This window comes from Collinsella sp. An268, assembly GCF_002159765.1.
GTDB lineage: Bacteria > Actinomycetota > Coriobacteriia > Coriobacteriales > Coriobacteriaceae > Coprousia.
Window position 1 is genome coordinate 1 of record NZ_NFJH01000017.1, and the last position, 22,540, is coordinate 22,540.

Annotated in this window: 17 protein-coding genes and 1 tRNA gene; 9 read left to right on the top strand and 9 right to left on the bottom strand. The window is 66.1% G+C overall.

Annotated features, from left to right (window positions below; genetic code table 11):
- The 5 genes from B5F70_RS10085 to pknB form a co-directional block, all read left to right on the top strand.
- The coding region (locus tag B5F70_RS10085) for an FHA domain-containing protein (protein WP_241145975.1) at window positions 1-572 on the top strand (572 nt) is incomplete at its 5' end.
- 7 nt (window positions 573-579) lie between these two features.
- Window positions 580-993 carry an FHA domain-containing protein gene (locus B5F70_RS10090; protein WP_087205442.1) on the top strand — a complete coding sequence of 138 codons (414 nt, stop codon included), beginning with the start codon at window positions 580-582 and terminating at the stop codon, window positions 991-993.
- On the top strand, window positions 990-2,633 hold the full coding sequence (locus B5F70_RS10095; RefSeq protein WP_087205443.1) for a Stp1/IreP family PP2C-type Ser/Thr phosphatase: 1,644 nt from the start codon (window positions 990-992) through the stop codon (window positions 2,631-2,633). Before B5F70_RS10090 ends, B5F70_RS10095 begins: the two co-directional genes overlap by 4 nt.
- A complete protein-coding gene (locus B5F70_RS10100; RefSeq protein ID WP_087205444.1) occupies window positions 2,630-5,545 on the top strand; it encodes an FtsW/RodA/SpoVE family cell cycle protein in 2,916 nt (971 codons plus the stop codon). The genes B5F70_RS10095 and B5F70_RS10100 overlap by 4 nt, the downstream gene beginning before the upstream one ends.
- Window positions 5,546-5,642: 97 nt before the next feature.
- A complete protein-coding gene (gene pknB / locus B5F70_RS10105) occupies window positions 5,643-7,583 on the top strand; it encodes a Stk1 family PASTA domain-containing Ser/Thr kinase (RefSeq protein WP_087205445.1) in 1,941 nt (646 codons plus the stop codon).
- Between the two features lie 45 nt (window positions 7,584-7,628).
- On the opposite strand, the gene B5F70_RS10110 is transcribed toward pknB, so the two are convergent.
- Window positions 7,629-8,684 carry an AraC family transcriptional regulator gene (locus tag B5F70_RS10110; protein ID WP_087205446.1) on the bottom strand — a complete coding sequence of 352 codons (1,056 nt, stop codon included), beginning with the start codon at window positions 8,682-8,684 and terminating at the stop codon, window positions 7,629-7,631.
- A 223-nt stretch (window positions 8,685-8,907) separates the two neighbouring features.
- Between B5F70_RS10110 and B5F70_RS10115 the strand changes: the two genes are divergently transcribed.
- Window positions 8,908-11,667: a hypothetical protein gene (locus B5F70_RS10115; RefSeq protein WP_087205447.1), complete on the top strand. Its 2,760-nt coding sequence runs from the start codon at window positions 8,908-8,910 to the stop codon at window positions 11,665-11,667.
- A 156-nt stretch (window positions 11,668-11,823) separates the two neighbouring features.
- On the opposite strand, the gene B5F70_RS10120 is transcribed toward B5F70_RS10115, so the two are convergent.
- Window positions 11,824-12,444, bottom strand: coding sequence for a flavodoxin family protein (locus tag B5F70_RS10120; protein ID WP_087205448.1), 621 nt, complete (start codon window positions 12,442-12,444; stop codon window positions 11,824-11,826).
- A gap of 214 nt (window positions 12,445-12,658) precedes the next feature.
- On the opposite strand from B5F70_RS10120, the gene B5F70_RS10125 reads away from it, so the two are divergent.
- Window positions 12,659-13,066 carry a helix-turn-helix domain-containing protein gene (locus tag B5F70_RS10125; RefSeq protein ID WP_087205449.1) on the top strand — a complete coding sequence of 136 codons (408 nt, stop codon included), beginning with the start codon at window positions 12,659-12,661 and terminating at the stop codon, window positions 13,064-13,066.
- 64 nt (window positions 13,067-13,130) lie between these two features.
- Here the strand turns inward: B5F70_RS10125 and B5F70_RS10130 are convergent, their stop codons facing one another.
- The 4 genes from B5F70_RS10130 to rhaB all read right to left on the bottom strand — a co-directional run bounded on the left by B5F70_RS10130 (window position 13,131) and on the right by rhaB (window position 18,556).
- Window positions 13,131-14,321, bottom strand: coding sequence for a DUF4143 domain-containing protein (locus B5F70_RS10130; RefSeq protein ID WP_158094985.1), 1,191 nt, complete (start codon window positions 14,319-14,321; stop codon window positions 13,131-13,133).
- Window positions 14,322-14,659: 338 nt separating this feature from the next.
- Window positions 14,660-15,487 carry a rhamnulose-1-phosphate aldolase gene (gene rhaD / locus B5F70_RS10135; RefSeq protein ID WP_087205451.1) on the bottom strand — a complete coding sequence of 276 codons (828 nt, stop codon included), beginning with the start codon at window positions 15,485-15,487 and terminating at the stop codon, window positions 14,660-14,662.
- 134 nt (window positions 15,488-15,621) lie between these two features.
- Window positions 15,622-17,088, bottom strand: a complete 1,467-nt coding sequence (locus tag B5F70_RS10140; RefSeq protein ID WP_087205452.1) for an arabinose isomerase — start codon at window positions 17,086-17,088, stop codon at window positions 15,622-15,624.
- Between the two features lie 43 nt (window positions 17,089-17,131).
- On the bottom strand, window positions 17,132-18,556 hold the full coding sequence (gene rhaB, locus B5F70_RS10145; RefSeq protein ID WP_087205453.1) for a rhamnulokinase: 1,425 nt from the start codon (window positions 18,554-18,556) through the stop codon (window positions 17,132-17,134).
- A 184-nt stretch (window positions 18,557-18,740) separates the two neighbouring features.
- Here rhaB and B5F70_RS10150 point away from each other — a divergent pair, with 184 nt between their 5' ends.
- Window positions 18,741-19,610 (top strand): AraC family transcriptional regulator, encoded by an 870-nt coding sequence (locus B5F70_RS10150; protein WP_158094986.1) that lies wholly within the window; start codon window positions 18,741-18,743, stop codon window positions 19,608-19,610.
- 44 nt (window positions 19,611-19,654) lie between these two features.
- On the opposite strand, the gene B5F70_RS10155 is transcribed toward B5F70_RS10150, so the two are convergent.
- A complete protein-coding gene (locus B5F70_RS10155; protein ID WP_087205455.1) occupies window positions 19,655-19,918 on the bottom strand; it encodes a hypothetical protein in 264 nt (87 codons plus the stop codon).
- Entirely contained in the window at window positions 19,911-21,272 is a 1,362-nt protein-coding gene (locus B5F70_RS10160) for a hypothetical protein (RefSeq protein ID WP_087205456.1), read from the bottom strand. The genes B5F70_RS10155 and B5F70_RS10160 overlap by 8 nt, the downstream gene beginning before the upstream one ends.
- Before the next feature lie 155 nt (window positions 21,273-21,427).
- Between B5F70_RS10160 and B5F70_RS10165 the strand changes: the two genes are divergently transcribed.
- Window positions 21,428-21,793 (top strand): hypothetical protein, encoded by a 366-nt coding sequence (locus B5F70_RS10165; protein WP_143753971.1) that lies wholly within the window; start codon window positions 21,428-21,430, stop codon window positions 21,791-21,793.
- Window positions 21,794-22,393: 600 nt separating this feature from the next.
- Here B5F70_RS10165 and B5F70_RS10175 read toward each other — a convergent pair.
- Window positions 22,394-22,469: transfer RNA gene (locus tag B5F70_RS10175), tRNA-Arg, on the bottom strand.
- Window positions 22,470-22,540 lie beyond the last annotated feature (71 nt).

The window sequence follows — 22,540 nt, forward strand, 5'->3', positions numbered from 1 at the left end:
CCCCCGCACCCGAGCCCGCTCCCGCTCCGCGCGCTAGCCGCATGCCCGACATCGCCGCCCCGGCAGCCGCCGCAGCGGCGGGCGCCGCGGCAGGCGCCGCCGCCGGAGCCTTTGCCGAGCGCGACCCCTTCGCGCCGCTCGCCGACGCCGCCGCGCCCATCCCCGTCCCCAAGACGGTCACCCGCGCCCAGCTCGACGGCGTGGGCGGTGCCGCCGCCACGGGCGGCGCCCGCGTGGGCGCGAGCGTTGCCAACAACATGGTGAGCTCCCGCGCGCAGGTGGCGCTCCCGCCGCTCGCCCAGCTCATCGACGTCGTCACCGGCGACGTGCACGAGGTCACCGGCCAGACGTGCGTCATCGGCCGCGAGCGCGCCGCCACCGACGTGACGCTGCGCGACCCCAACGTCAGCCGCCGCCACGCCCAGCTCACCTACACGGGTCAGGACTGGTCCATCGAGGACCTCAACTCCACCAACGGCACGCTCGTCAACAACCGCCGCATCACCCGCTGCCCCCTGCGCAGCGGCGATATGGTGACCTTCGGGCTCTCCACCTTCGAGTTCAGGGGCTGATAGCCTTATGATCGACATCATCCTGTTCATCGGGCGCATCGTTCTCGTCGCCATCCTCTACATCTTCCTGTTCGCCGTCATGAAGACGGGCGTGGGACTCGTGCGCGGTCAGCGGCGCGACTCCGCCATCTGGACCATCGACGTCGACAAGGGCCCCCGCGGCATCCGCGGCATCCACGTCGACATGCTCGGCCCCGTCATCGTGGGCCGCTCGCCGTCGTCAGACATCTGCATCAACGAGCCCTTCGTCTCGGCGAGCCATGCGCGCTTCTCCCTGCAGGGCCCGGCGCTCGTCATCGAGGACTTGAACTCGCTTAACGGCACGCTCGTCAACGGCCGCCCGCTGGTAGAGCCCGCCACGCTGCGCGAGGGCGACGAGGTCCAGATCGGTGACGTCGTCATGAAAGTGAATCGCCGATGACGGCCGAGGAGCTCCATAACGCCGAGATGCCGCTCGACGCCGACCGCGCGCCCATCGGCGCCCACGCCGCACCGAGCGCCCCGGTTGAGGACGAGGCGGACGACCCCCGCGAGGACGCGCTCTTTGCCGAGCGCCTGACCCCCGTGCGCGGCTCGGCCGAGCACGTGGACGCCCCGCTCGCCCCCGAGGCGGATTCCGCTGACGCCGCGCCGGACGCGCCCCAGGCGTCTCCGCTCCCCGGTGCGCCCGAGACCGCGGACGCCGTTACGGCCTCTCCGGCATCAGAAGAGCCCGCCGAGCCCGTATCGCCCGCGACCACGGCAGAGATCGACGTCGACGAGGTCGAGGCGCGCCTCGCTGACCCCGGCTCGACGCAGAGCTTCCAAGCGATCCCCGAGGACCGCATCGACACCGACTCGACCTACGACGCCGGCACCACCGTCAACCTCATGTGGGGCGCGCGCTCCGACGTGGGCTGCGTGCGCACGCACAACGAGGACTCCTACCTCGTGCAGTCGCCGCTCTTCTGCGTGTCCGACGGCATGGGCGGCCACGCCGCCGGCGAGGTCGCCTCGTCCATCGCGGTCGAGACCATCGCCCAGCACGCCCCCACCTCCGCCGACCCCGCCCAGCTGGCGCGGGCCGTCGAGGCCGCCAACGCCGCCATCATCCGGGCGGCAGCCGAGGGCGTCGGGCGGCCCGGCATGGGGTGCACCGCCACCGCGGCCTATATCGAGGGCACGCAGCTCGCCATCGCGCACGTGGGCGACTCGCGCGCCTACCTCGTCCACGAGGGCACGCTCATCCGCGTGACGCGCGACCACTCCTATGTGGAGGAGCTCGTCGACGCCGGCGAGATCACCGCCGACGAGGCGCGCGTCCATCCCAACCGCTCCGTCATCACGCGCGCGCTCGGCTCCGATCCGGCGATGTACGCCGACCACTTCCAACTCAATATCGAGGAGGGCGACCGCCTCATCCTCTGCTCGGACGGCCTCTCGTCCATGATCCCCGACGGCGAGATCGAAAACATCGCCAACCAGTCCCCCACCGCGCAGATCTGCGTCGACAACCTCGTCGACGCCGCACTTGCCGCCGGTGGCTCGGATAACGTCACGGTGGTGGTCGTCGACGTGGTGGACGACGGCCGGCTGCGCGAGGCGCTCAGGCGCCGCAAGCGCAACGTCCTCATCGCGGTGGTCGCCGTTGTCGCGGCGCTTGCCATCGCCGCCTTCGCCATCATGAACACCATCACAAACTCCGTCTACCTCGGCATCGAGGACGGCCGCGTAGCCATCTACACCGGAGTTCCCGGCTCGTTCATGGGCATCTCGCTCAGCCAGCTCGAGGACGACAGCGAGATCGAGGTGACCGACCTGCCCGAGGACACCCAGCGCCGCCTCCAAGAGGGCATCACACAGCACTCCATCGAGGAGGCGCGCAACGTCCTCAACGAGTACCGCCGGCAGATCTTTGCCGAGCAGGCGCAGCGCTCTGAGACGGCCCGTGCCGCCGAGAGCGCTGCCGGCGGCGCCGCCGATACGGGCGGGGACGCCGCGGCAGGCGAGGGAGCCGACGCCTCCACGCTTGCCGACACCGTCGCTCCCACCCAAGATGCCGAGGAAGGAGGCGCCCAGTGAGCCGCCGCACCACCGAACTTCTGCTTCTCATCGCCGCAGCGTTTCCGGTAACGCTGCTCTACGCCCTCTATGTCGCCAACACGGGCACGGCCATCACCTTCTCCACCCTCGCCGTCCCGCTCGGGCTCTTCGCCGCCTTTGCCGCGGCGCACATCGCCGTGCGCCTGCTCGCACCCGGCGCCGACCCCGCCATCCTCCCCATCGTGTTCGTGCTCTCGGGCATCGGCATCACGTTTGTGACGCGCCTCGCGCCCGACCTCGCCATGAACCAGCTCGTATACCTCTTCGTATCCATCGCGCTCATGGTCGCCACACTCGCCGCGGTGAGAAACCTGGACGTGGTGGCGCGCTATAAGTACACATTTGGCATCGCGGGCATCGTGCTGCTCATCCTGCCCATCTTCATCGGCACCGAGCAGGGCGGCTCCAAGCTCTGGATCAACTTCTTCGGGCTCTTCACCATCCAGCCCGGCGAGTTCGCCAAGGTGTTCATCGTGTTGTTCCTGGCGGGCTACCTCGCCGAGAACCGCGAGCTGCTCGCTGCCTCCAACCGCACCATCCTGGGCCTCAAGATCCCGCGCCTGCGCCTTTTGGCACCGCTCTTTGTGGTGTGGGGCGTCTGCCTCATCATCGTCGCCTTCGAGCGCGACCTCGGCAGCGCGCTGCTCTTCTACACCATCTTCCTCATCATGCTCTACGTTGCGACGGGGCGCTTCTCGTATGTGCTCATCGGCATCGTGCTCTTTGCGATCGGCGCCTTTGGCATGTACCAGGTGATGTCCCACGTGCAGACCCGCGTCGCCATCTGGCTCGACCCGTTCAGCGACGCGCAGAACACCGGCTACCAGCTCGTGCAGTCGCTCTACTCGCTCGCCGACGGCGGCCTGGTGGGCACGGGCATCGGCCGCGGTCTCTCCTCCAACATCCCGGTCGTGGAGAGCGACTTCATCTTCGCCACCATCGGCGAGGAGATGGGGCTGCTCGGCGCCTCGGCGGTGCTTCTGCTCTTCATGCTCTTCGCGGTGCGCGCGCTCACCACGGCCGCCCGCGCCAAGAGCGACCTCACTGCCTTTAGCGCCGTGGGCCTCACCGCCTCCATCTCGTTCCAGGCGTTCCTTATCGTGGGCGGCGTGACGAGGCTCATCCCGCTCACGGGCGTGACCCTGCCGTTTATGAGCCAGGGCGGCTCGTCGCTTCTGGCGAGCTTTATCGTGGTCGCCCTGTTGCTGCGCGCTGGCGACGAGGCGACCGGCCGCGAGACGGAGCTCACCGGCACGGGCGTGATGGAGGCGCTCCCCGCCCTCGGCGAGGTCCGCGCCCAAGGCGCCCCGGGCGTCACCGGCGTGACCAAGGCGGGCACCCGCATCTTCTCGCGGAGCGCGGCGAGTGCTGCCGCTCCGGGAGGCTCGCACGCGCGCCCCGGCTCCCGTATGCGGCGGCGCCTGCTCGATACGCCGGAGTCCGGCGTGCTCGGCCGCGTCGCCCTCGCCAAGCGCCTGACGCGCACCGTCTTCTTCTTTACGGCGCTCTTTGCCGTCCTCATCGGTAACCTCACCTATATTCAGGTCATCAAGGCCGATGAGTACCAGAACATGACGGGCAACAACCACACCATCACCCGCGCCGCCTACATCCAGCGCGGCTCCATCATCACCTCGGACGGCCTCACGCTCGCCGAGTCCATACGCCAGGAGGACGGCACCTACACCCGCTCTTACCCCAACGGCAACCTCGCCGCGCACACCGTGGGCTACTACTCGACGCAGTACGGGTCCACGGGTATCGAGAACTCGATGAACGATACGCTGACCGGTTCTGAGGACTACTCGAGCTGGGAGAACGCCATCGAGTCGCTCGCCGGCATCGCCCAGCCGGGCAACTCGGTGCAGCTCACCATCGACTCGCGCATTCAGGCGGCTGCCGAGAGCGCGCTCGAGAACTCCGGGCTCTCCGGCGCGATCGTCGTGCTCAACCCCTCGACCGGCGCCGTGCTCGCCCGTGCGAGCAACCCCACCTACGACAACGCCAACCCCGCGGGCGCCATCACGGGCGAGGACGCCTCCGCCTCGCTTTTCGACCGCGCCACGCAGGCGCTCTACACGCCCGGCTCCACGTTTAAGACCGTCACGCTCTCCGCGGCGCTCGAGTCCGGCGCAGCGACGCTCGACACCACCTATAGCGCTCCGGCCGAGATGGAGATCGGCGGCGCTGCCGTCACCAATGCCGACGACATCGGCTACGGCACCATCTCGCTCCGCCGCGCGTTTGCCGTGTCGTCCAACGTCGCCTACGGCCAGCTGGCCCGCGACCTCGGCGCCGAGACGCTCGTCAACCAGGCGAACGCCTTTGGGTTTGGCCAGTCGCTCGGCCAAGACTTCTCCACCACGCCCTCCATCATGCCCGACCCGTCGGTGATGACGGAATGGGAGCTCGCCTGGGCGGGCGCCGGGCAGCCCGTCGGCCAGGGCCACGAGCCCGGCCCGCAGGTCACGTGCATGCAAAACGCCGTGATCGCAGCGGCCATCGCCAACGGCGGCATCGCCATGAACCCCTACGTCGTGAGCCAGATCCTCGCCCCCAACGGCACCGTTATCAGCACGACGCAGCCCCGCTCGCTCGGCCAGGCCGTGAGCGCGGGCACCGCCGAGCAGGTCCGCGAGGCGATGCTCGACGTCGTCGAATCTGGTACGGGCTACGAGGCGCAGGTGCGCGGCGTGGAGGTTGCCGGCAAGACGGGCACGGGCGAGACGTCGAAGGAGAACGCCAACTCGACGTTCATCGGCTTTGCGCCGTACGACTCACCCGTCGTCGCCATCTCGGTCGTGATCGAGAACTACTACGACCACGAGATCACGGCGGCGTCCATCGCCGGCCAGGTGCTCGCCCAAACGCTCAGCATCCTGGGGGTGTGAGAACGGTGAGGGCATAAGCGACACTCCGCAAACGGTAACCCTAAGGGCATGTCGCCCTTAACTGAGATGAAGCACAGACGCAGATGAGGAGCAAGTAATGGAACAGCAGGTGCTCGGGGGAAGGTACCTCCTTAAAGATAGGGTGGGCACGGGCGGCATGGCGACCGTCTACCGCGCCCAGGACCAGGTGCTCGACCGCACCGTCGCCGTCAAGATCATGCTGCCGCAGTACGCGGCCGACGCCACGTTTGCCGCGCGCTTCAAGCAGGAGGCGCAAGCCGCCGCGGGCCTGCAGAGCCCCTACATCGTGGGCGTATACGACTGGGGCAAAGACGGCGACACGTACTACATCGTGATGGAGTTCCTGCGCGGCACCGACCTCAAAAGTGGCATCCGCGCCCACGGCGCCCTCGATCCCAAGAAGGTCGCCCAGATCGGCAGCCAGATCTGCGGCGCGCTCTCCGTCGCGCATAAGCACGAGATCATCCACCGCGACATCAAGCCGCAAAACATCATGGTTCTGCCCGATGGCAACATCAAGGTGATGGACTTTGGCATCGCCCGCGCCAAGAACAGCCACCTGACGCAGGACAACAACGTGCTCGGAACGGCGCACTACGTCTCCCCCGAGCAGACGCGCGGCCAGGAGCTCGGCCCCACCTCGGATATCTACTCGCTCGGCGTGGTGATGTACGAGTGCGCAACCGGCCGCGTGCCCTTTGACGGCGACGACGCCATCTCGGTGGCGCTGAAACAGGTGAACGAGATCCCCGTCCCGCCCTCGCAGGTGAACCCGAGCGTCGACGCCGACCTCGAGCGCATCATCCTGAAGTGCATGGAGAAGGACCCTGCCATGCGCTTCCAGTCTGCCGACGAGCTGCGCCAGGTCCTCAACAACTATCTCGCGGGCCGCACCGTGGACGTACCCGAGCCCACGAGGGTCATCGCGGGTGCGGCCGCAGTCCCGGGCGCCGGCGCGACTGAGACGCGCGTCATGAGCGACGCGACGCGCGCGATGGTGCGCCCGGCCGTGGAGGCGCAGCGCACGACGTCGAACCCGCGCCCCGGCAACCTCGGCAACACGGGCTCCTATACCCAGGAGGAGAAGAAGGGCGGCACGGGCAAGATCGTCGCCGCGGTGATCGCCGCCATCGCGGTGATTGGCATCGCAGCCGCCATCGCCATGAGCATGCTCGGCGGGGGCAGCACCGCGACCGTCCCCAACGTGCTGGGTAAGACGCTCGACGAGGCGCGCGCCGAGATCGAGGCGGCGGGCTTTGAGGTGGGCGAGATCACCCCTGGCTATAGCGACGAGTTCGAAGAGAACGAGATTATGGGCCAAACGCCTTCGGGCGGCCTGCAGGAGGCCGAGGGCACCAAGATCGACCTCACGGTGTCGCGCGGCGAAGAGCCGGTGGAGAAGGTGAAGGTCCCCAACCTGGTGGGCAAGACCGCCGAGGAGGCGGAGCAGCTGCTGAAGGACGCCGGGCTCGTGGGCATCCCCACCGAGGAGGCCAACGATGCCGACGAGGGCACCGTCTTTGAGCAGACGCAGGAGGCAGGCACCGAGGTCGATGAGGGCACATCCATCTCGTACAAGGTCTCGACGGGCCCCGATACCGTGGCCGTTCCCGACCTGCGCGGCTACGACGAGGCGACGGCCAAGCAGATGCTCGACGAGCTCGAGCTCTCCTACACGACGACGAGCACGTATGACGATACGATGGGCGCCGGCAACGTCATCAGCTACAACCCGGGCGGCAACGTGGCGCCGGGTACGACCATCGAGCTCGTCATCTCGCTCGGGCCCCAGCCCACACCGACGGGAGCGGTCCCCGGCGTGACGGGCCAGACGGAGTCGAGCGCCCGCAGTGCGCTCGAGAATGCGGGCTTCCAGGTGCAGGTCCAATACCAGACCAGCACAACGGTTGCCGAGGGCACCGTCATCAACTACAGCCCCACCGGCACGCAGGACCTCGGAACCACCGTCACCATCGTGGTCTCCGGCGGACCGGGCGCGAGCGCCGGGAACGAATAGCCCTCAAGGCTCACGCAGCGTCCCACACAAGACGGCTCGTTGGCGCTACTGCCGACGAGCCGTCTTTTTGTGGCCGCGGTGCTCGTCTCGGTAGGCGGCGGGCGTCGCCCTATACGCACCGCGGAACTTACGGTAGAAAAACGTCAGGTTCTCGTATCCCACCTCGTGCGCAACCTCCTCAACAGGACGGTCGGTATTGCGCAGAAGGCTCGCGGCATGGCCCAGGCGCTGCGCCTGCACCGCTTGCATAAACGTCATGCCCGTATGGCGCTTGAGCAGCACCGAGACGTAGTTGGGGCTGATGGCGAAGTGCCGGGCGACGCCCTCCTGCGTGACGTCGCGGTAGTGTTGCTCGATATAGCGCACAAGATCGAGCGCCGACACCGCGCCGCCCGTAGTGGCACGCTGCTGATAATCCGCCTCGTATACACCGATGAGCTCGGCAAACAGCAGCTGCAGGAGGTTCATGATGATGCGGTCGGCGTTGCTCGAGGGGTCGTAGTACTCGCACATGAGCTCCTGAAAATAGCGGCGCACGCGGCGACTGCCCTCGGAATGAAAGCGCACGTATCGGTTGTGATCCGCCTGATCGTTTAGGGCATTGATCAAAAACTGCGAAAGGATGCCGTCGTGAGCGAACGTGTCGAGCAGGTTCTCGCGCAAAAAGGAGCGCTCGAGCACGAGGCTCATCATGATGTCGCCCGCGCCGAGCTCCCCGATGGCATGGGGGCAGTTGGTGTCGAGCAGCAGCACCTGGTTCTCCTGCAGAGTGAGGGCGCGGCCGTCAATCGTCTGCGGGCACGTGCCGGCGTATACATAGCTTATCTCGATGTGGCGATGGACATGCTCCGGCACGGGATTGAAGCGCGAGTTGCGCCGGAGGGCAACGCTCCCCGCCAACGGTGGGGCTTCCGGTACGACGAGCGCCCCATCGTGCTGGGCCGATGCGGGCGCTGCCTCGTGCGACATCACGTACACCGGCCGGCCTTCGAACGACGTCTGCCTATGAGCCGCCTCCCAGTCAAACGCCTCACCCCGCTGGTAACGTCGCTCACTCGGCGACAGCGTCGCCAGTCTGCGGTTGAGCTCAGCGATCTCCATGGGCGCCCTTCTCGTGCGGTCTTGCCAACCCCCATCGCCCCCATCCGGTCCATCCTAGAGAGTGTGTGGATATGGTCAGTGTCTTTAACATGAATCCGATATTAGCGCATTGCCCCGCGCGGCATACCATAGTCTCACGATGCGATTGCCGGGCGTGCTCGCGCCCTCGAACCGTCCGCACGGGCAGCAACGCGATGGGTCCCGCCCATCAGAAAGGAGCACCATGCCCACCCGCTCAGAAGCCGTTATGAACGGCACCTACGGCAACCACCTCCTCCCCTTCCTCTGGATGAAAGGCGAGGACCGCGCCACCATCACCGTCTATCTGGAGAAGATCGCGGCAGCTGATATCCACGAGGTCTGCCTCGAGAGCCGAACCCATCCCGATTTCTGCGGCGACGGCTGGTGGCGCGACCTGCGCTTCGTCATCGACGAATGCAAGCGACTCGGCATGAAGATCTGGATCTTGGACGACGCGCACTTCCCCACGGGATACGCCAACGGCCAGGTGAAGGAGCATCCCGAACGCGCCAAGGTGGTGCTCACGCACCGCACCTATGACGTCGCGGGGCCCGCACGCGGCCTTTCCGTGCCCCTTAACGACCCCTTGGACCCCACCTCGCAGTTCGTGGGCATCGCAGGCCTCACCGACGACGGGCCCGTCGCCATCGATTACCGCGTGGTGCCCGCCCGCCCCATCGAGCGCGCCGAGGAGGGCACCCCTGCCGCAGCGGAGGCCGCAGGCGGCAACGCCACCGCACAGGGAATGAATGCCATGTTTGCCGCCCTCGCCCAGCTCAATAAGACCGCACCCGCAGGGCTCGACCGCCTGGTCTTCGACGTGCCCGCCGGCACCACCAAGGTGTACGTCCTCTCCACGAGCAAGCGCATCGACTACAATCCCGACTACATCAACATGGTCGACAAGGAGTCGTGCGACACGCTCATCGAGGCCATCTACGAACCGCATTGGGAGCATGTGGGCGACGAGTTTGGCAAGACGATCCTCGGCTTCTTCTCGGATGAGCCGGGCTTTGCCAACGAGAAGAGCGGCAAAGACGCCGACGGCGGCTCCGACAGCCTCATCGGCAAGGCGGCGATGCCGCTCCCGTGGTCCGCTGAACTCGAGCGCCGCCTGCGCGCACGTCTCGACTGCGCTGACGACACCGCCTTCTGGGGCGCCCTCGTCCAGCTTTGGGACCGTGCTGAGACCGGCGCCCGGACCCGTCACGCCTACATGGACGTGGCGACCGAGCTCTACCGGGAGTGCTTCGACGAGAACATCGGCTCCTGGTGCCGCACGCACGGGGTCATGCACATCGGCCACGTGATTGAGGATAAGGGCGCGCACGAGCGGCTGGGGTCGGGCGCCGGCCACTTCTTCCGCGCCATCGGCGGGCAGGACATGGCGGGCGTCGACATCGTCATCAACCAGCTCGTCCCGGGCGTGGACGATGGCTACCACAGCTACGGTCGCGGCCTGTGGGATATTGCGTTTTTCAACTACATGCTCCCCAAGATGGGCAGCTCGGCGGCGCACCTCGACCCCAAGAAGCAGGGGCGCTGCATGGCTGAGGTCTTTGGCGCCTTTGGATGGCACGAGGGCCTGCGCGAGATGAAGTGGATCGCCGACCACTTCCTCGTCCGCGGGGTAAATTACTTTGTACCGCACGCGTTCTCGATGTCTGCGTTCCCCGACGGAGACTGCCCGCCGCACTTCTACGCCCATGGCAACAATCCGCAGTTCCGCCACTTTGGGCACCTGATGACCTATTTGAACCGTATGGCCACGCTGCTCTCGGGCGGCACGGCGCATCCGGTCGCCGCCGTGCTCTACGACGCCGACGCCGCATGGGCGGGGCGCGCGCAACCTGCCCAGCGCGTATGCCGCGCGCTTACCCGCGCGCAGATCGATTTCGATATCGTGCCCGAGGAGGCGTTCGCCGATGCGGGGCGCTATGCGCTGGACGTCTGCCCTGATGGCCACGGCTTCTCGATCAACGGCCAGAGGTATCGCTGCCTGGTGATTCCGGCGCGCGCGTTTGTGGGCGCGGCAACGCTTGCGTTCTGCCAGCGCCTCGTCGCCGCGGGCGTGACGGTTGTCGCCGTGGACGAGCTGCCGCGCTGCACCTACGACGGCGACGGCGCACGCGATACGGGCGCCACGGCCATCGACCCCGCGGCATGGGCGGGTGCTGACGTGGTCGCCCTCGACGCCCTGGCAGCCGCCGTGCGCGATGCCCGCCTGGACGATGTGCGCGGCACCGCCGACGTGCCGTGGTTGCGCGTCTACCACTATACCGGCGCGGCCGCCGCGGGCGAGCCGCCCGAGGAGTACTACTTCTGCGTAAACGAGCACCCGCGCGCCGCGCTTGCCACCGAGCTCTCGGTACGCGGCGCCGATGGCGAGCTCGCGCCCCTTACCGGCGTGCGCCATGATGTGCTGAACGGTGGGAGCACCTCGTTTGACGGCGCGCTCGCGCTCGCCCCGTACGAGTCCTGCCTCATTGTCGCCGGCGCCACGGCGGATGTCTCTGCCGCAGACGCTGTCGCGCCCGGGGCGGCGCCCGACACCCTCGACATCGCGGGCCCTTGGCACGTCGCCCACGCGAGCGCCCGCGCCTACCCCGCCTTTGGCACCGAGCAGCAGCTCGACGAACTGGCAGACCTCGACCAGGAGGCCTTCCCCGGCTGCGCGGGCACGTTCCGCTACCGCACGACGTTCACCCTTGCCGCGGATCGCACCCGGGTCACGCTTGATTTGGGCGACGTATACGAAACTGCCGAGGCCCGGGTCGATGGCGCCGCGCTCGGCGTCCGCATCGCACCGCCCTACACCTTTGCCGTCGGCGACCTTCCCGCCGGCGAGCACGAACTCGTGGTGGAGGTGATCAACACCGTCGACCACCAGATGTGCGACTACTTCTCGATGAGCGAGCCCACAGAACCGACGGGCATCTTGGGTCCGGTGACCCTGCGCTAACCGCCGCCCCTGCAACCGCCCCTTTGACCAGGTATACGCAAACGCCCGGTTTGTGTATACCTGGGCCCCCTGGGTATGCACAAGCAGTACACGCAAAACGGAACGTTGTGTTTACCTTGGTCCCCAACCTGCGTCCAACCGAGGGGCGCGCGTGCGCTAGCGAATGAAATTCGTCTGCGCGCGGTGCACGCGACCCGGATAGGGGTGCCCGGCCTCCGCGCCATCTTTGATGCACGCGATGAGCCACGCCATATTGCGGCCCAGCTGACGCATAACCGCGAGGCCCTCCGCGTCCTGCGCGGCCTCTTCCGGCGTGTTCCCATAGAGCTCGTTCCAGTAATAGGAGCTTACGATCGGCATGCCCGATATGGTGAAATACTTGTTGAGCTGATCGAATGCCGTCGTCTCGCCGCCGCGCCTGCTGTTGACCACTGCGGCGCCCACCTTACCGGACCAATCGACCGCACCGGTATAGAACAGGCGGTGCATGGCGCTCGTCACCTGGCCGGTCGCCGCCGCATAATGCGTCGGCGAGCCGATAACGATGCCGTCGGCCTCTTGAGCCTTGGGGATGAGCTCGTTCACGATATCATCCACCACGCACCTGCCGGTCTCGCGGCATCGACCGCACGCCAAACAGCCCGAAATGGGCTTCGCGCCCAGCCAGACAATCTCGGCACCGCACCCGCCCTCGGCAAGACCCTCGGCCACCGTCTCCAACGCCAGGTTGGTAACGCCCCGCTTGTGCGGGCTTCCATTGATGAGCAGCGCCTTCATGCGATTCCCCTCTCGTGAGCGCCTGACCGTACGCACGCCTTTATACCCTATCGAACCGACAGCAGGCGCGACGGCTCCCTGAAGGCGATAGCCTCAGGGCGCCGCCGCGCCAGAACGCGAGACAGACTAGCGCACAGCAGAACGGACCGGTGCGCTTGGCCTAGGCCTCCCTCACCACTGAAACGCCCGCGCGCGTCGCGAGATTTAGAAGCGGATGCTCGCCGACCTCTGCGCCGCCCTCATCACCCATCTCATCAGGTCGAACGAGCCCGACATCGCCTCGCAGGAGAGCGTCAAAAAAGATTCGGAGCTCGTGGGACGCATACACGAGTATGTGGCGCAGCACTACCGAGAGGGGCGCCTGAGCGCCCTTGCCGACGAACTCGGCTACGACACGTCCTACTTGAGCGCCTATATCAAACGCGAAACGGCGCACACGTTCAAGCAGCTCGTCAACGAGGAACGCATGCGCCACGCGATCCGCATGCTCCGCAACTCCCAAGAGCCCATCTACAAAATCGCCCAGAACGTGGGCATCTCCAACCTCACGCAGTTCTATCGGCGTTTCCACGAGTATGCGGGGATGACCCCTCAGGAATATAGAACCTCCCCGCTGCGATAATGGCGCCAAACGCATACGGCGCGGACCCCTTCTCCCCCGCGAGCCCCGAGGATCCAGCGCAATCTCAGGCGCCAAGCGCCGTGAGGGGAACTACGTACGCGTCCGCTCCGGCATCGTAGCGCGCAAACTCGCCGGCACCCACGAGCACGGCCATGAAAGCCGGCTCGGGGTTGCGCGCCGCCGGGTTGCGCGCGATCTTTCTGCGCAGACGATCGAGGGCGGCAAACCCGCTCTCAACCCCGTTTTCGCCCAGCTTTATCTCTATGCCGGCCCAACGGCCATCGCGCAGTTCGATGATTGCATCCACCTCGAGACCATCGGAATCTCGGTAGTACCGCACGGGCTGCGCTTGCGCTTGAGGGAGCGCCGAAGCATACACCATGAGATCGTGCATACAGAGCGCCTCAAACAGCACGCCGAACAGCTGCCCGTCAACAAGCAGGCGTTCTGGTGTAACCTGCAAAAGGTTCGCCGCCAACGACGGGTCGGCAAAATAGCGCTTCGGTTTTACGCGCAAGCGGCTCTTGGAACGCACGGGCGCGTCCCACCCCGGCACCTCCTCGATCATGTAAAGCGCTTTAAAAGCTTCAACGTATCGGGACGCGCGCTTTGATGCCGAGGCCGTCGCGGTCTCCTCGCCAAAAGCATCGGTCCCTATTGTCTCCAACTTTGCCGATGTGCCGACCGTGCGTGCCAAAGCAAGGGCGACGCGGCGCGCATCGCCCCCGCTGAACCCGCGCTTGGCCATGCTGACGTCAAAAATCGCATCGAAATAGGCGTCGAGATAGCGTGAAGCCGCGGCATCGTCTGCATTGAGTAAGGCAGGCCATCCGCCACGGCAGATAATCTGCGCCAGAGGGCGCAATCCCTGCTGCACCAGGTGGGGTTCGAATGACCCTTGAAACAATCCCGCGAGCGAGACGGCCCCGCTCGACTCCCCTGTTTCGGCAAGCGACATGGTGCGCATGCGCAATTTGGCGATGCGCGCCGCACCGCTATGGCCAACCTGGTCTTTTGCCGGCGTTGACGATCCCGTTAGCAGCAATGATCCGTGGGCCAACTCGCCAGAATCAACCGCATCGCGCACGGCGTCCCAAAGCGCGGGAACATCCTGCCACTCGTCAATCACATGCGGACGCGCGCCCACAAGCGCCGTCTCGGGATCCGCCTCGACAATGCGCCGCACGCTTGGCCTGCCCACACGCGTTTCACTCTCTCCAAATGAAAGAGACGTCCACGTCTTTCCGCACCACATGGTACCCGCAACCTCAACCGCGCAAAACGTGTCGAGTAGCTCGCGCAGCAGCTGGTCTCTGATACGCGGACGATATCCTCTTGGCTTGAGCGATCCATGTTGTATCATCTTCGCTTCACCCTTTCTAGCTGCTGCATTCCATTTTAGAGGATATTCGCATTCCAGAATAGAGGATTCTCCTGCACCAAAATAGAGGAGATATCCACTCCAAAATAGAGTGAATTCTCCTACTAAAATAGAGGAAGCGGCTTGATACCAAAGACCCCCGCCGGGCGGCAGGGGTCTTAATGCTGGCTTGAGCAGAGCGGCGACGCGTCGCTGTCGCGACGGCTGCCCGGCTAGCCCAAAAACGCCTCGTTGAGCTTCACGCCGAAGTCGCGGGCGATGGCGCGCAGGCTGTCGTCCTCGATGGTCTGCAGGATGGGCCGACCGGTCGAGAGCACCTTCACGTAGATCTCGGCGCTCTTCTCGATGGTGTGCGCGAGGCCAAACGTCGTATCGAAATCCGGGCCCGACGCGAAGAGCCCGTGCTGCGACCAAACCGCCGCCTGATAGGTCTCCATGAGGACGCTCGTCGCCTTGGCGATGTCGACCCCGCCGGGAACCATCCACGGCACTACGCCCACGCCCTCGGGGAAGACGACCGGGCACTCCGTGGCGCTCTGCCAAAGCGGGCGGGTGAAGTCGCGGTCCGTAAGCGGCAGCACGTAGGTGAGCGCGATCACGTTGGTCGCGTGGCAGTGGTAGATCACGCGGTTGGCACCGTCGGTCACGCGCTTGCGCACGCTGTGGTTCATAAAGTGGGTCGGGAACTCGCTCGTGGGCACGGCGCCGTCCTCGAGGCCCCACACGATGCGCCAAGCGCTGCCCGCCTCGTTGATCTCGACGATGCCGATGTTCTTCGCGGGTGCGAGCGGGACGTTGCGGAAATACTTGCCCGAGCCGGTGGTGATGAAGTATTCACCGGAGAGGTTCTCGCAGGTGACGCCCATCTCATGCCACTCGCGGGGCTCCTCGGCAAACGCCGGGCGCGCCGCCTCGACATCGCCCTCGGTCATACGGTAGGTGAGGTTGCCGCCGTTGCGCTCGTGCCAGCCCTGCAGCCAGCCGTCCTCGCACATGCGGATAAAGCCCTCAAGCGCCGGCGTCTTCAGAATGTCAGTCATGGTTGTTCCTCTCTTCTGGTCTCTTGTCTGAAGGGATGGATGGGACCCGCCCCCTGATTGCTTTTGGGATTGCTTTTGGGACGGGGTCGTTTTGAGGAAAATGACCTGTAACGACCCCGTCCCCAAATGAACTATTACCGGCAGACGACCTCGACGGGCACGTCCAGAATCTTCGCGACCTTGAGGATCGTATCCGTATGGCTGCCGAGAGCCGCCGCCATGTGATGCGTGGGGCCGGTCTCGTTCCAGCGGTTCATAAACGCACGCGCGCCAATCGAGAACTTCATGCGCATGTTGGTGTCACCGAACGTGAAGATGGGGCCGTCGACGTTCTCACCCTCGGCCACCACAAACTTGAAGTGACCGTCGCCGTCCTGCGTGATACCGAGGAACGTCACCGTACCGAGCCCCGGATAGAATTGCGTGAGGTAACCGCCGCCGGTCTTGCCGTGGAACACCGGCACCACCTTGAGGGTGGGCTTGCGCGCGGTGGAAATCGCCGCATCGCCGGAGCCCGAATGCCCGATGATGACGATGTCCTCGGGGAAATCGATGGAATACATCTCCGAGAGCTGCCCCGTGCCGGCGATGGTCTTCAAGATGCTCATGGCAACGGCGACCTTCATATCGCCCTCGACCGCACAGGCCGTCCCCTGCTTGATGAGCATCGAGAACGCGGGGATGAGCATGGAGTCCAGCACGCCGGCCTGCCCTTGCGCAAAACCGTCGTAATGGCTTGCCACCAGTCCGATCTCCTCGTCTTTGACCCACTGCTCGAACGCGAGCACGTAGCGCGCCATCTCCTGGATGGGCTCGTCTGAGACGTTGGCGCCGCCCTCGACATCAAAGGTATTCAAGATATCGGCCGCCTTGGCGTCGATGGCGGCCTGGTCGTTCACGTCGTCGGCGATGGCCCACATCTTCTCCCAGTCAAACTGCTTGGTGTAGAGGCCGAGACGGTTGTAGAGGTTGGTCTCGTCGATGTAGAGGTCCATCATACCCGGGTAGGGACGCCCGATCTGGGCGATGTTGGTGCGGCGCAGACGGCGGCGCACCTGCGCAGCGCGACACCATGCGTCGATCTCGCGCGCGACCTCCGGGTCGCCGCCCTCGACCACGCCGGTGATGACGGCATGGCGCTTGCCCGCCCGGTTGAGGTCAGCCACGACCTCACCCGGGGCGCCGCACGCGTAGAGGTCGCCCAGCCAGGTGGGGATATCGGTCGCGGCGTAGTCGGGCTGTGCCTTCTTCTGCACGTTCACCACCACCACGGGCACGTTGAGGTCGCGCACCGCGGGCAGAACGTTGTAGGACGTGGCATAGGTGAGCATCTGGAGGATGACGAGGTCGACGTCGGCGGCGCGGAACATATCGCCCGCCTCCTGGGCCTGCTCCTTGGTGGTCACCATGCCGCCGTCGATAAGGTCGATTGTCGCCGGCAGCGTTGCCTTGAACGCGGCGTACTGCTGCTCGAAATTGGGAACGAGCTCGGGAAACTGCGGCAGGTACGCGCCGAGCGCGATGGAGAACACGCCGATCTTGGCGCGGGTCTCCACCAGCGGCGCGAGGGGTGCTGCTGCGCTGTGCGGGGTTGCGGACATCATTTTCCTCGTTTCTGGTCGTCGGGTTGCTGGGCAGGGCGCGTTACCGCGCGGGCTCGATCTTGCGCACGTCGAAGCTGCGCGCCACGCAGGCGCGCGCCTCAGAGAGGTCGGCGAACTCGCCGGCAGCGATCATCTGCGCCATCAGGTTGCCGAGCGCCGTGCCCTCGGTGGGCCCGGCAAAGACGGGAATGCCGCAGGCGTTGGCGGTCGCCTGGTTCATATAGCGGTTCTGGCTGCCGCCGCCCACGATGTTGATGCAGGTGCGCGGCGTGCCCGTGAGCTCACCGAGCTCGATGACGGTACGGGCGTAGTCGGCCGCCAGCGCATCGTAGATGCAGCGCACGAGCTCGCCCGGCGTCTCCGGCACGGGCCCGCCCGCCTCGCGGCATGCGGCGCGAACCTCCTCGACCATCGATGCCGGCGCGAGGAAGCGGTCGGCGTCCACGTCGAGCACGGGGAAGTCGCCACGTGCGGCGAAGGCCTCGTCGATAAGCGTATCGAAGCTCGGCAGCTTGCCGTCGTCGCGCGGCCCGAGCTCGCGGCGGACGCTCTGCACCATCCACATACCCATGATGTTCTTGAGGTAGCGGTAGGTGCCGTACGCGCCGCCCTCGTTGGTGAAGTTGGCCTGCGCGCTCGCCACACCCGTCAGGGGCTCGGTGTTCTCGCAGCCGAGCAGGCTCCACGTGCCGCTGGAGAGATAGGCGGCAGCAGGGTCGGACGCGGGCACGGCAAGCCACGCCGAACCGGTATCGTGCGTCGCGGGGAGCACGACCCGGCAGTCGAAGCCCACGCGCTCGCGTATGGCGGGCGCGAGGCGACCGAGCTCATGCCCCGGCTCGCTGATGGGCGGGAAGATTGCGCGCGGCAGACCCAGACGCGCGATGAGCTCGTCATCCCACGTGCGCGTGCGCGCGTCCACGAGCGCCGTCGTCGAAGCGTTGGTGTACTCGTTGGCGACCTCGCCCGTCAGGACGTAACCCAGGTAGTCGGGAACCATGAGGAATGTCTTGGCGCGCTCGAGCTCCTCGGGGTGCTCGCGCTTGTGCGCCACGAGCTGATAGGCGGTGTTGAAGCGCTGGAACTGGATGCCCGTGCGCTCGTAATGCTCCGCGAACGTGACGGCGCCCGTGCGCTCGAGCTCCTCGCGGATGCCCTCCGTGCGCCCGTCGCGATAGGCGACCGCATCGCCGATGCGCTTGCCCTCCTCGTCGAGCAGCACATAGTCGACCGCCCACGTGTCGATGCCCACCGTGTCGGGCGTCAGCCCCTGCTCGTGCGCAGCGGCGAGCCCCTGGATCACGTTCTCGGCGAGCGCATCGATATCCCAGCAGAGATGCCCGTTCTTCTCGACGAGCGTGTTGTCGAAGCGGTAGACCTCGGTCAGCCGGATCTTGCCGTCTACCACCTCGCCCACGATATGACGCCCGCTTGAGGCGCCGATGTCGACTGCTACGTGACGCATTCCCACACCGCCCTCCTCTATGCGCTCCCCAGACGCCGGCTGCCGATACTCACGCGCCGCCTGCCAGCCCGCCGTCCACTCCGGAGCGCGACCTTGTATGCTTGCAGTATATTTTTGGAGAAGAATACGCTCCATACTCATTATTCGCTTTGTCGCTTCGAGATATCGCACACAGGGGGTAGTCATGCTGACCTATAAGCTCGACGTGGAGGAACGCAGCACATGGATCCGCACCACCCCCGGAGAGCACGAGCTCGCCCAGCCCTTCTGGGCGACGGAGGAAGGGACGTTCTACGCCCATCGCGAGTTTTTTACCGAGCGCACCGAAAAGGACAGCTACGAGCTTTTTTATACCTTCGATGGCGAGGGCACGCTCGAGCAGAACGGCCGCACCGTCACGCTGCGCCCCGGCTCCGCCCTGCTGATCGACTGCCGCACCCCGCAGCGCTACCGCACGCGCGCAGGCGCCGAGCGCTGGTACCACCTGTGGGCGCACATCGACGGACCCGGCGTCGCCGCCATGGCCGCCACGCTCGACGTGGGTACGCCGCGGCCCGTCGATCTGGCCGAGCCCGTCGCCCGACGCCAGTTTGCCGCCATCGCCACCAACTTGGAGCTGCCCGGCATCCTCCCCGCCGCCGTGGTGGGCCTTGCCATCCACACGCTGCTGGCCGAGATGGTGGGCGCCGCGCAGGCGGGCTCCGAGTCCGCCCTCGGCGACGAGGCTGTGCGGCGCGCCTGTGAGCTTATCGAGCGCGCCTATGCCGAGCCCCTCACGCTCGACGACCTTGCGCGCACGGCGCAGGTGAGCAAATCCTACCTGCTCAAGCTCTTCCGCCAGAACCTCGGCACCACACCCTACGACCATCTGCTGCGCTATCGCATCACCCGTGCCAAGGAGCTTCTGGCCGAGACGGACTACAAGGTGGGCAAGATTGCGTCGCTGGTGGGCTTTAACAGCGAGAGCAACTTCTCGTACCGCTTCTCGCAGATGGTGGGGCAAAGCCCCCGCGCCTATCGCGAGAGCTGCCCTGTCGCCCTGACCGCCCGCTAGCTGCCGTGGGGGCCCGCCCGCGACGCGCGACGACGCTTCCCTCCTTACTGGCGGCCCGCATCGCGCGCCTCGCCCTCAATCAGCTCTTCAAAACCCTTGAGCGCCGCAAACGGCATGAAGAGCCGCCCGCGCCCGCTGTCTGCGCACGGGCGACGGGGACCGTCCCGCTCGATGCGCTGGCGTATATCCCGCAGAACGGCCGCGCGCCGTGCCCGCTCGTCCGCCGGCAGACCCGGCCAAGCATCCGCCCCCGGGAGCGCAGAGAGAAGCTCTGCGCGGCGGCGCGCATCCCCACACCCCTCACGCACGGTGTCCCCCAATCTGGCGGTTCCGCTCGCGCGCGTTGGCCTCGGGCCGCAGACTCGTACCCCGCAGCAGGGCATTCGGGCCAAAGCGGCGGCGCACCCGCACCGCTGCGCGCGCCACCTCCTCATCGCGCGCGAGGGCGGCCGCGTCCCCAAACAGCGAGAGCTGGCCCGTACCCGCCGGCACGACCTCGCCGAGCGCGATGCACACGCGCCGGATCTGCGCACAGCGGCTCACCGTCCCGTCGTAGAGCGCCAGCAGCACGCGCGCAATCTCGCGCTCGGAGGCCGTCGGCTGCCGCAGGCGGCGCTCGCCGCCCCCGTGCAGCGCTGCCACCCCTTCTGCCATAAGGTCCTCCGGCCGGGCGAGCATACCGCGGGAATATCCGACGTACAGCCCCACCGACCCGCAGGCACACCCCTTCTCCGCTAGGTCGAGAGCGCTTCCGAACGCCATCTCACGCACGATGGTGCGCGCCTCGTCAAACGAATAATCGCGCATCAGCACCTGCCCGTTGGAGAGCGACCGCGCCCGGGGCACATAGCCTCGTATATCGGCGATGGTGGCCAGCTCGAGCCCCCACGCATGGTCGATAAGGGGCTCGGCGTTTTTACCAAACAGGCGCCTGAGCACAGTCGGGTCCTCGGCGCAGATGCCCGCCAAGTCGTAGATGCGCCTCTCCGCAAGCCGTCGCGCAATGCCGTGGCCGATGCCCCAGATATCGGTCAGGGGGTGATGAAACCAGATGTCGCGCATGAACGTCGCCTCATCGAGCATCCCGATACCGTCGTCGGCATGCTTGGCGCATATGTCGAGCGCCACCTTGCAGAGAAACAGGTTGGGGCCGATGCCCGCCGTCGCCGCAATGCCCGTCTGATCCCGCACCGCCCCCATGAGCTTGCGCGCGAAGGCCCGGGCGCCAAGCTGGTAGCGCCCCAGATAGGGCGTGGCATCGATGAAGCACTCGTCCACGCTGTAGACATGGATATCCTCCTGTGCCACGAAACGCAGGTATATGCGGTAGATTTCCGCCGACACCTCCATATAGCGGCGCATGCGCGGCACCGCCGTCAGGTAGGGCAGTCCCACGGGAATCTCGCGCACACGGCAGCGGTTGCGGACCCCCTTGGCCTTGAGCGCCGGAGTGATGGCGAGGCAGATGGTGTTGGCGCTGCGCTCGGGATCGGCCACCACCAGATCGGTCGAGAAAGGATCGAGCCCCCGATCCGCGCACTCCACGCTGGCATAAAAGCTTTTGAGGTCGATGCAGAGGTAGGTCCGCGCCTCGCCGCGCGCGCACCCACCGTCGGCCGTCCGCCCTTTTGGGGCGCTCGCACCCTGCCCACCATGCTCCATATGTCCCCCTGCCCTGTCATAAAAAGAACGTTTGTTCCGTACTGTTGTTCTATCATCGCGTGCGGACATAAAAGGGGTTCGGCCCCCACTTCGCCATGCGGATTTCACGTCATGTTCGATTGCCAGACAAGAACGGATGTTCGATACTGATAGCTATGGAGTACCGGACGCTGACAGATGGGACACGGGTGCGCGTGCACCGCGTGGACGTGGATGTCGTGGCGCATTTTGGGCGCGACGGCACCCTGCTCCCCGTGTGCGTGCAGTGGATCGACGGGCGCTCGTTCACGATTGACGAGGTACTCGACACCATGCCCTTCGGCACGCCGCTCCGCGGGCGCGAGACGGCGCGCTACCGCGTGCGCTTCGGCCGGCACGAGACGGACCTGTACCTCGAGCGGCGCCTCCCCCGCCCCGAGATCGCCGAACCTGAGCGCCTCATCTGGTGGGTCTACGCGACCGATGTGACCAAGCAGGGAGGCGCCCCCAAACGGCGCGCGCAGACCGCCGCCGGCGCCTGACAGGCGCGTCGTCCACGCAATAAAGCGGGCTGGGAAGCGATGTCCCCCATGGAACCGCCTGTAGCCTTCCGCCAGCTTTACGGAAGCTCGGACGGTCGCGCTGACTGCCCGGGGAGCTTGCGCGGAGCACGGCACCCCTCACCGCGATCGCGCCTTACCACAAGTCCCAACCCCCGCGCCACGCAGTACAATCCAAAACCAATGCAGGCAACACCCGGGCCGGGTAAGATGAGCATGGGGATTCCCAGCACGATCAGAAACACACCGATAACGATCAGCAGAATCCGATTTACGAACGTCTTGCGCGACATCGAGCGCCTCTTGCGCATTGGCCCTCCCCGTGACAGTCTTCTTCGGCGCAGGCTCACGCTGCGCGCTTTGCTATCGCAGGTTTATCCGTATTCGGACCATCTTAATCTCCAGCGCGTCCAGAAACACACAACATCTACCTAAACAGCGTTCTAAGCCCCAAAACGTTGTGTAGGTGGACGTTATGTAAAACGGTCGGCGCGCCAACGTGGGTTTGCCGGCGTGAGCGCACCGGAACGACTGAAGAAAAACAGGCTGGAAAGCGATGCCCTCCAGCCTGCCGACACGTCATGGTGCCCCAGATTGGATTCGAACCAACGACACCCGCTTTAGGAGAGCGGTGCTCTATCCCCTGAGCTACTGAGGCATATGCAACGGTTAATTGTAGCAGAAGCGACCGACGACACATCCGCCGCGCCCCTTCTCCATGTCGCCCTA

What these genes read in the sequence shown, in the direction of transcription:
- B5F70_RS10150 (WP_158094986.1), top strand. Translation starts at nt 18,741, where the DNA reads ATGCTGACCTATAAGCTCGACGTGGAGGAACGCAGCACATGGATCCGC.
- B5F70_RS10090 (WP_087205442.1), top strand. Translation starts at nt 580, where the DNA reads ATGATCGACATCATCCTGTTCATCGGGCGCATCGTTCTCGTCGCCATC.
- B5F70_RS10140 (WP_087205452.1), bottom strand. Translation starts at nt 17,088, where the DNA reads ATGTCCGCAACCCCGCACAGCGCAGCAGCACCCCTCGCGCCGCTGGTG.
- B5F70_RS10160 (WP_087205456.1), bottom strand. Translation starts at nt 21,272, where the DNA reads ATGGAGCATGGTGGGCAGGGTGCGAGCGCCCCAAAAGGGCGGACGGCC.
- B5F70_RS10095 (WP_087205443.1), top strand. Translation starts at nt 990, where the DNA reads ATGACGGCCGAGGAGCTCCATAACGCCGAGATGCCGCTCGACGCCGAC.
- B5F70_RS10165 (WP_143753971.1), top strand. Translation starts at nt 21,428, where the DNA reads ATGGAGTACCGGACGCTGACAGATGGGACACGGGTGCGCGTGCACCGC.
- rhaD (WP_087205451.1), bottom strand. Translation starts at nt 15,487, where the DNA reads ATGACTGACATTCTGAAGACGCCGGCGCTTGAGGGCTTTATCCGCATG.
- B5F70_RS10120 (WP_087205448.1), bottom strand. Translation starts at nt 12,444, where the DNA reads ATGAAGGCGCTGCTCATCAATGGAAGCCCGCACAAGCGGGGCGTTACC.
- B5F70_RS10130 (WP_158094985.1), bottom strand. Translation starts at nt 14,321, where the DNA reads ATGTGGTGCGGAAAGACGTGGACGTCTCTTTCATTTGGAGAGAGTGAA.
- B5F70_RS10115 (WP_087205447.1), top strand. Translation starts at nt 8,908, where the DNA reads ATGCCCACCCGCTCAGAAGCCGTTATGAACGGCACCTACGGCAACCAC.
- rhaB (WP_087205453.1), bottom strand. Translation starts at nt 18,556, where the DNA reads ATGCGTCACGTAGCAGTCGACATCGGCGCCTCAAGCGGGCGTCATATC.
- B5F70_RS10125 (WP_087205449.1), top strand. Translation starts at nt 12,659, where the DNA reads ATGCTCGCCGACCTCTGCGCCGCCCTCATCACCCATCTCATCAGGTCG.
- pknB (WP_087205445.1), top strand. Translation starts at nt 5,643, where the DNA reads ATGGAACAGCAGGTGCTCGGGGGAAGGTACCTCCTTAAAGATAGGGTG.
- B5F70_RS10110 (WP_087205446.1), bottom strand. Translation starts at nt 8,684, where the DNA reads ATGGAGATCGCTGAGCTCAACCGCAGACTGGCGACGCTGTCGCCGAGT.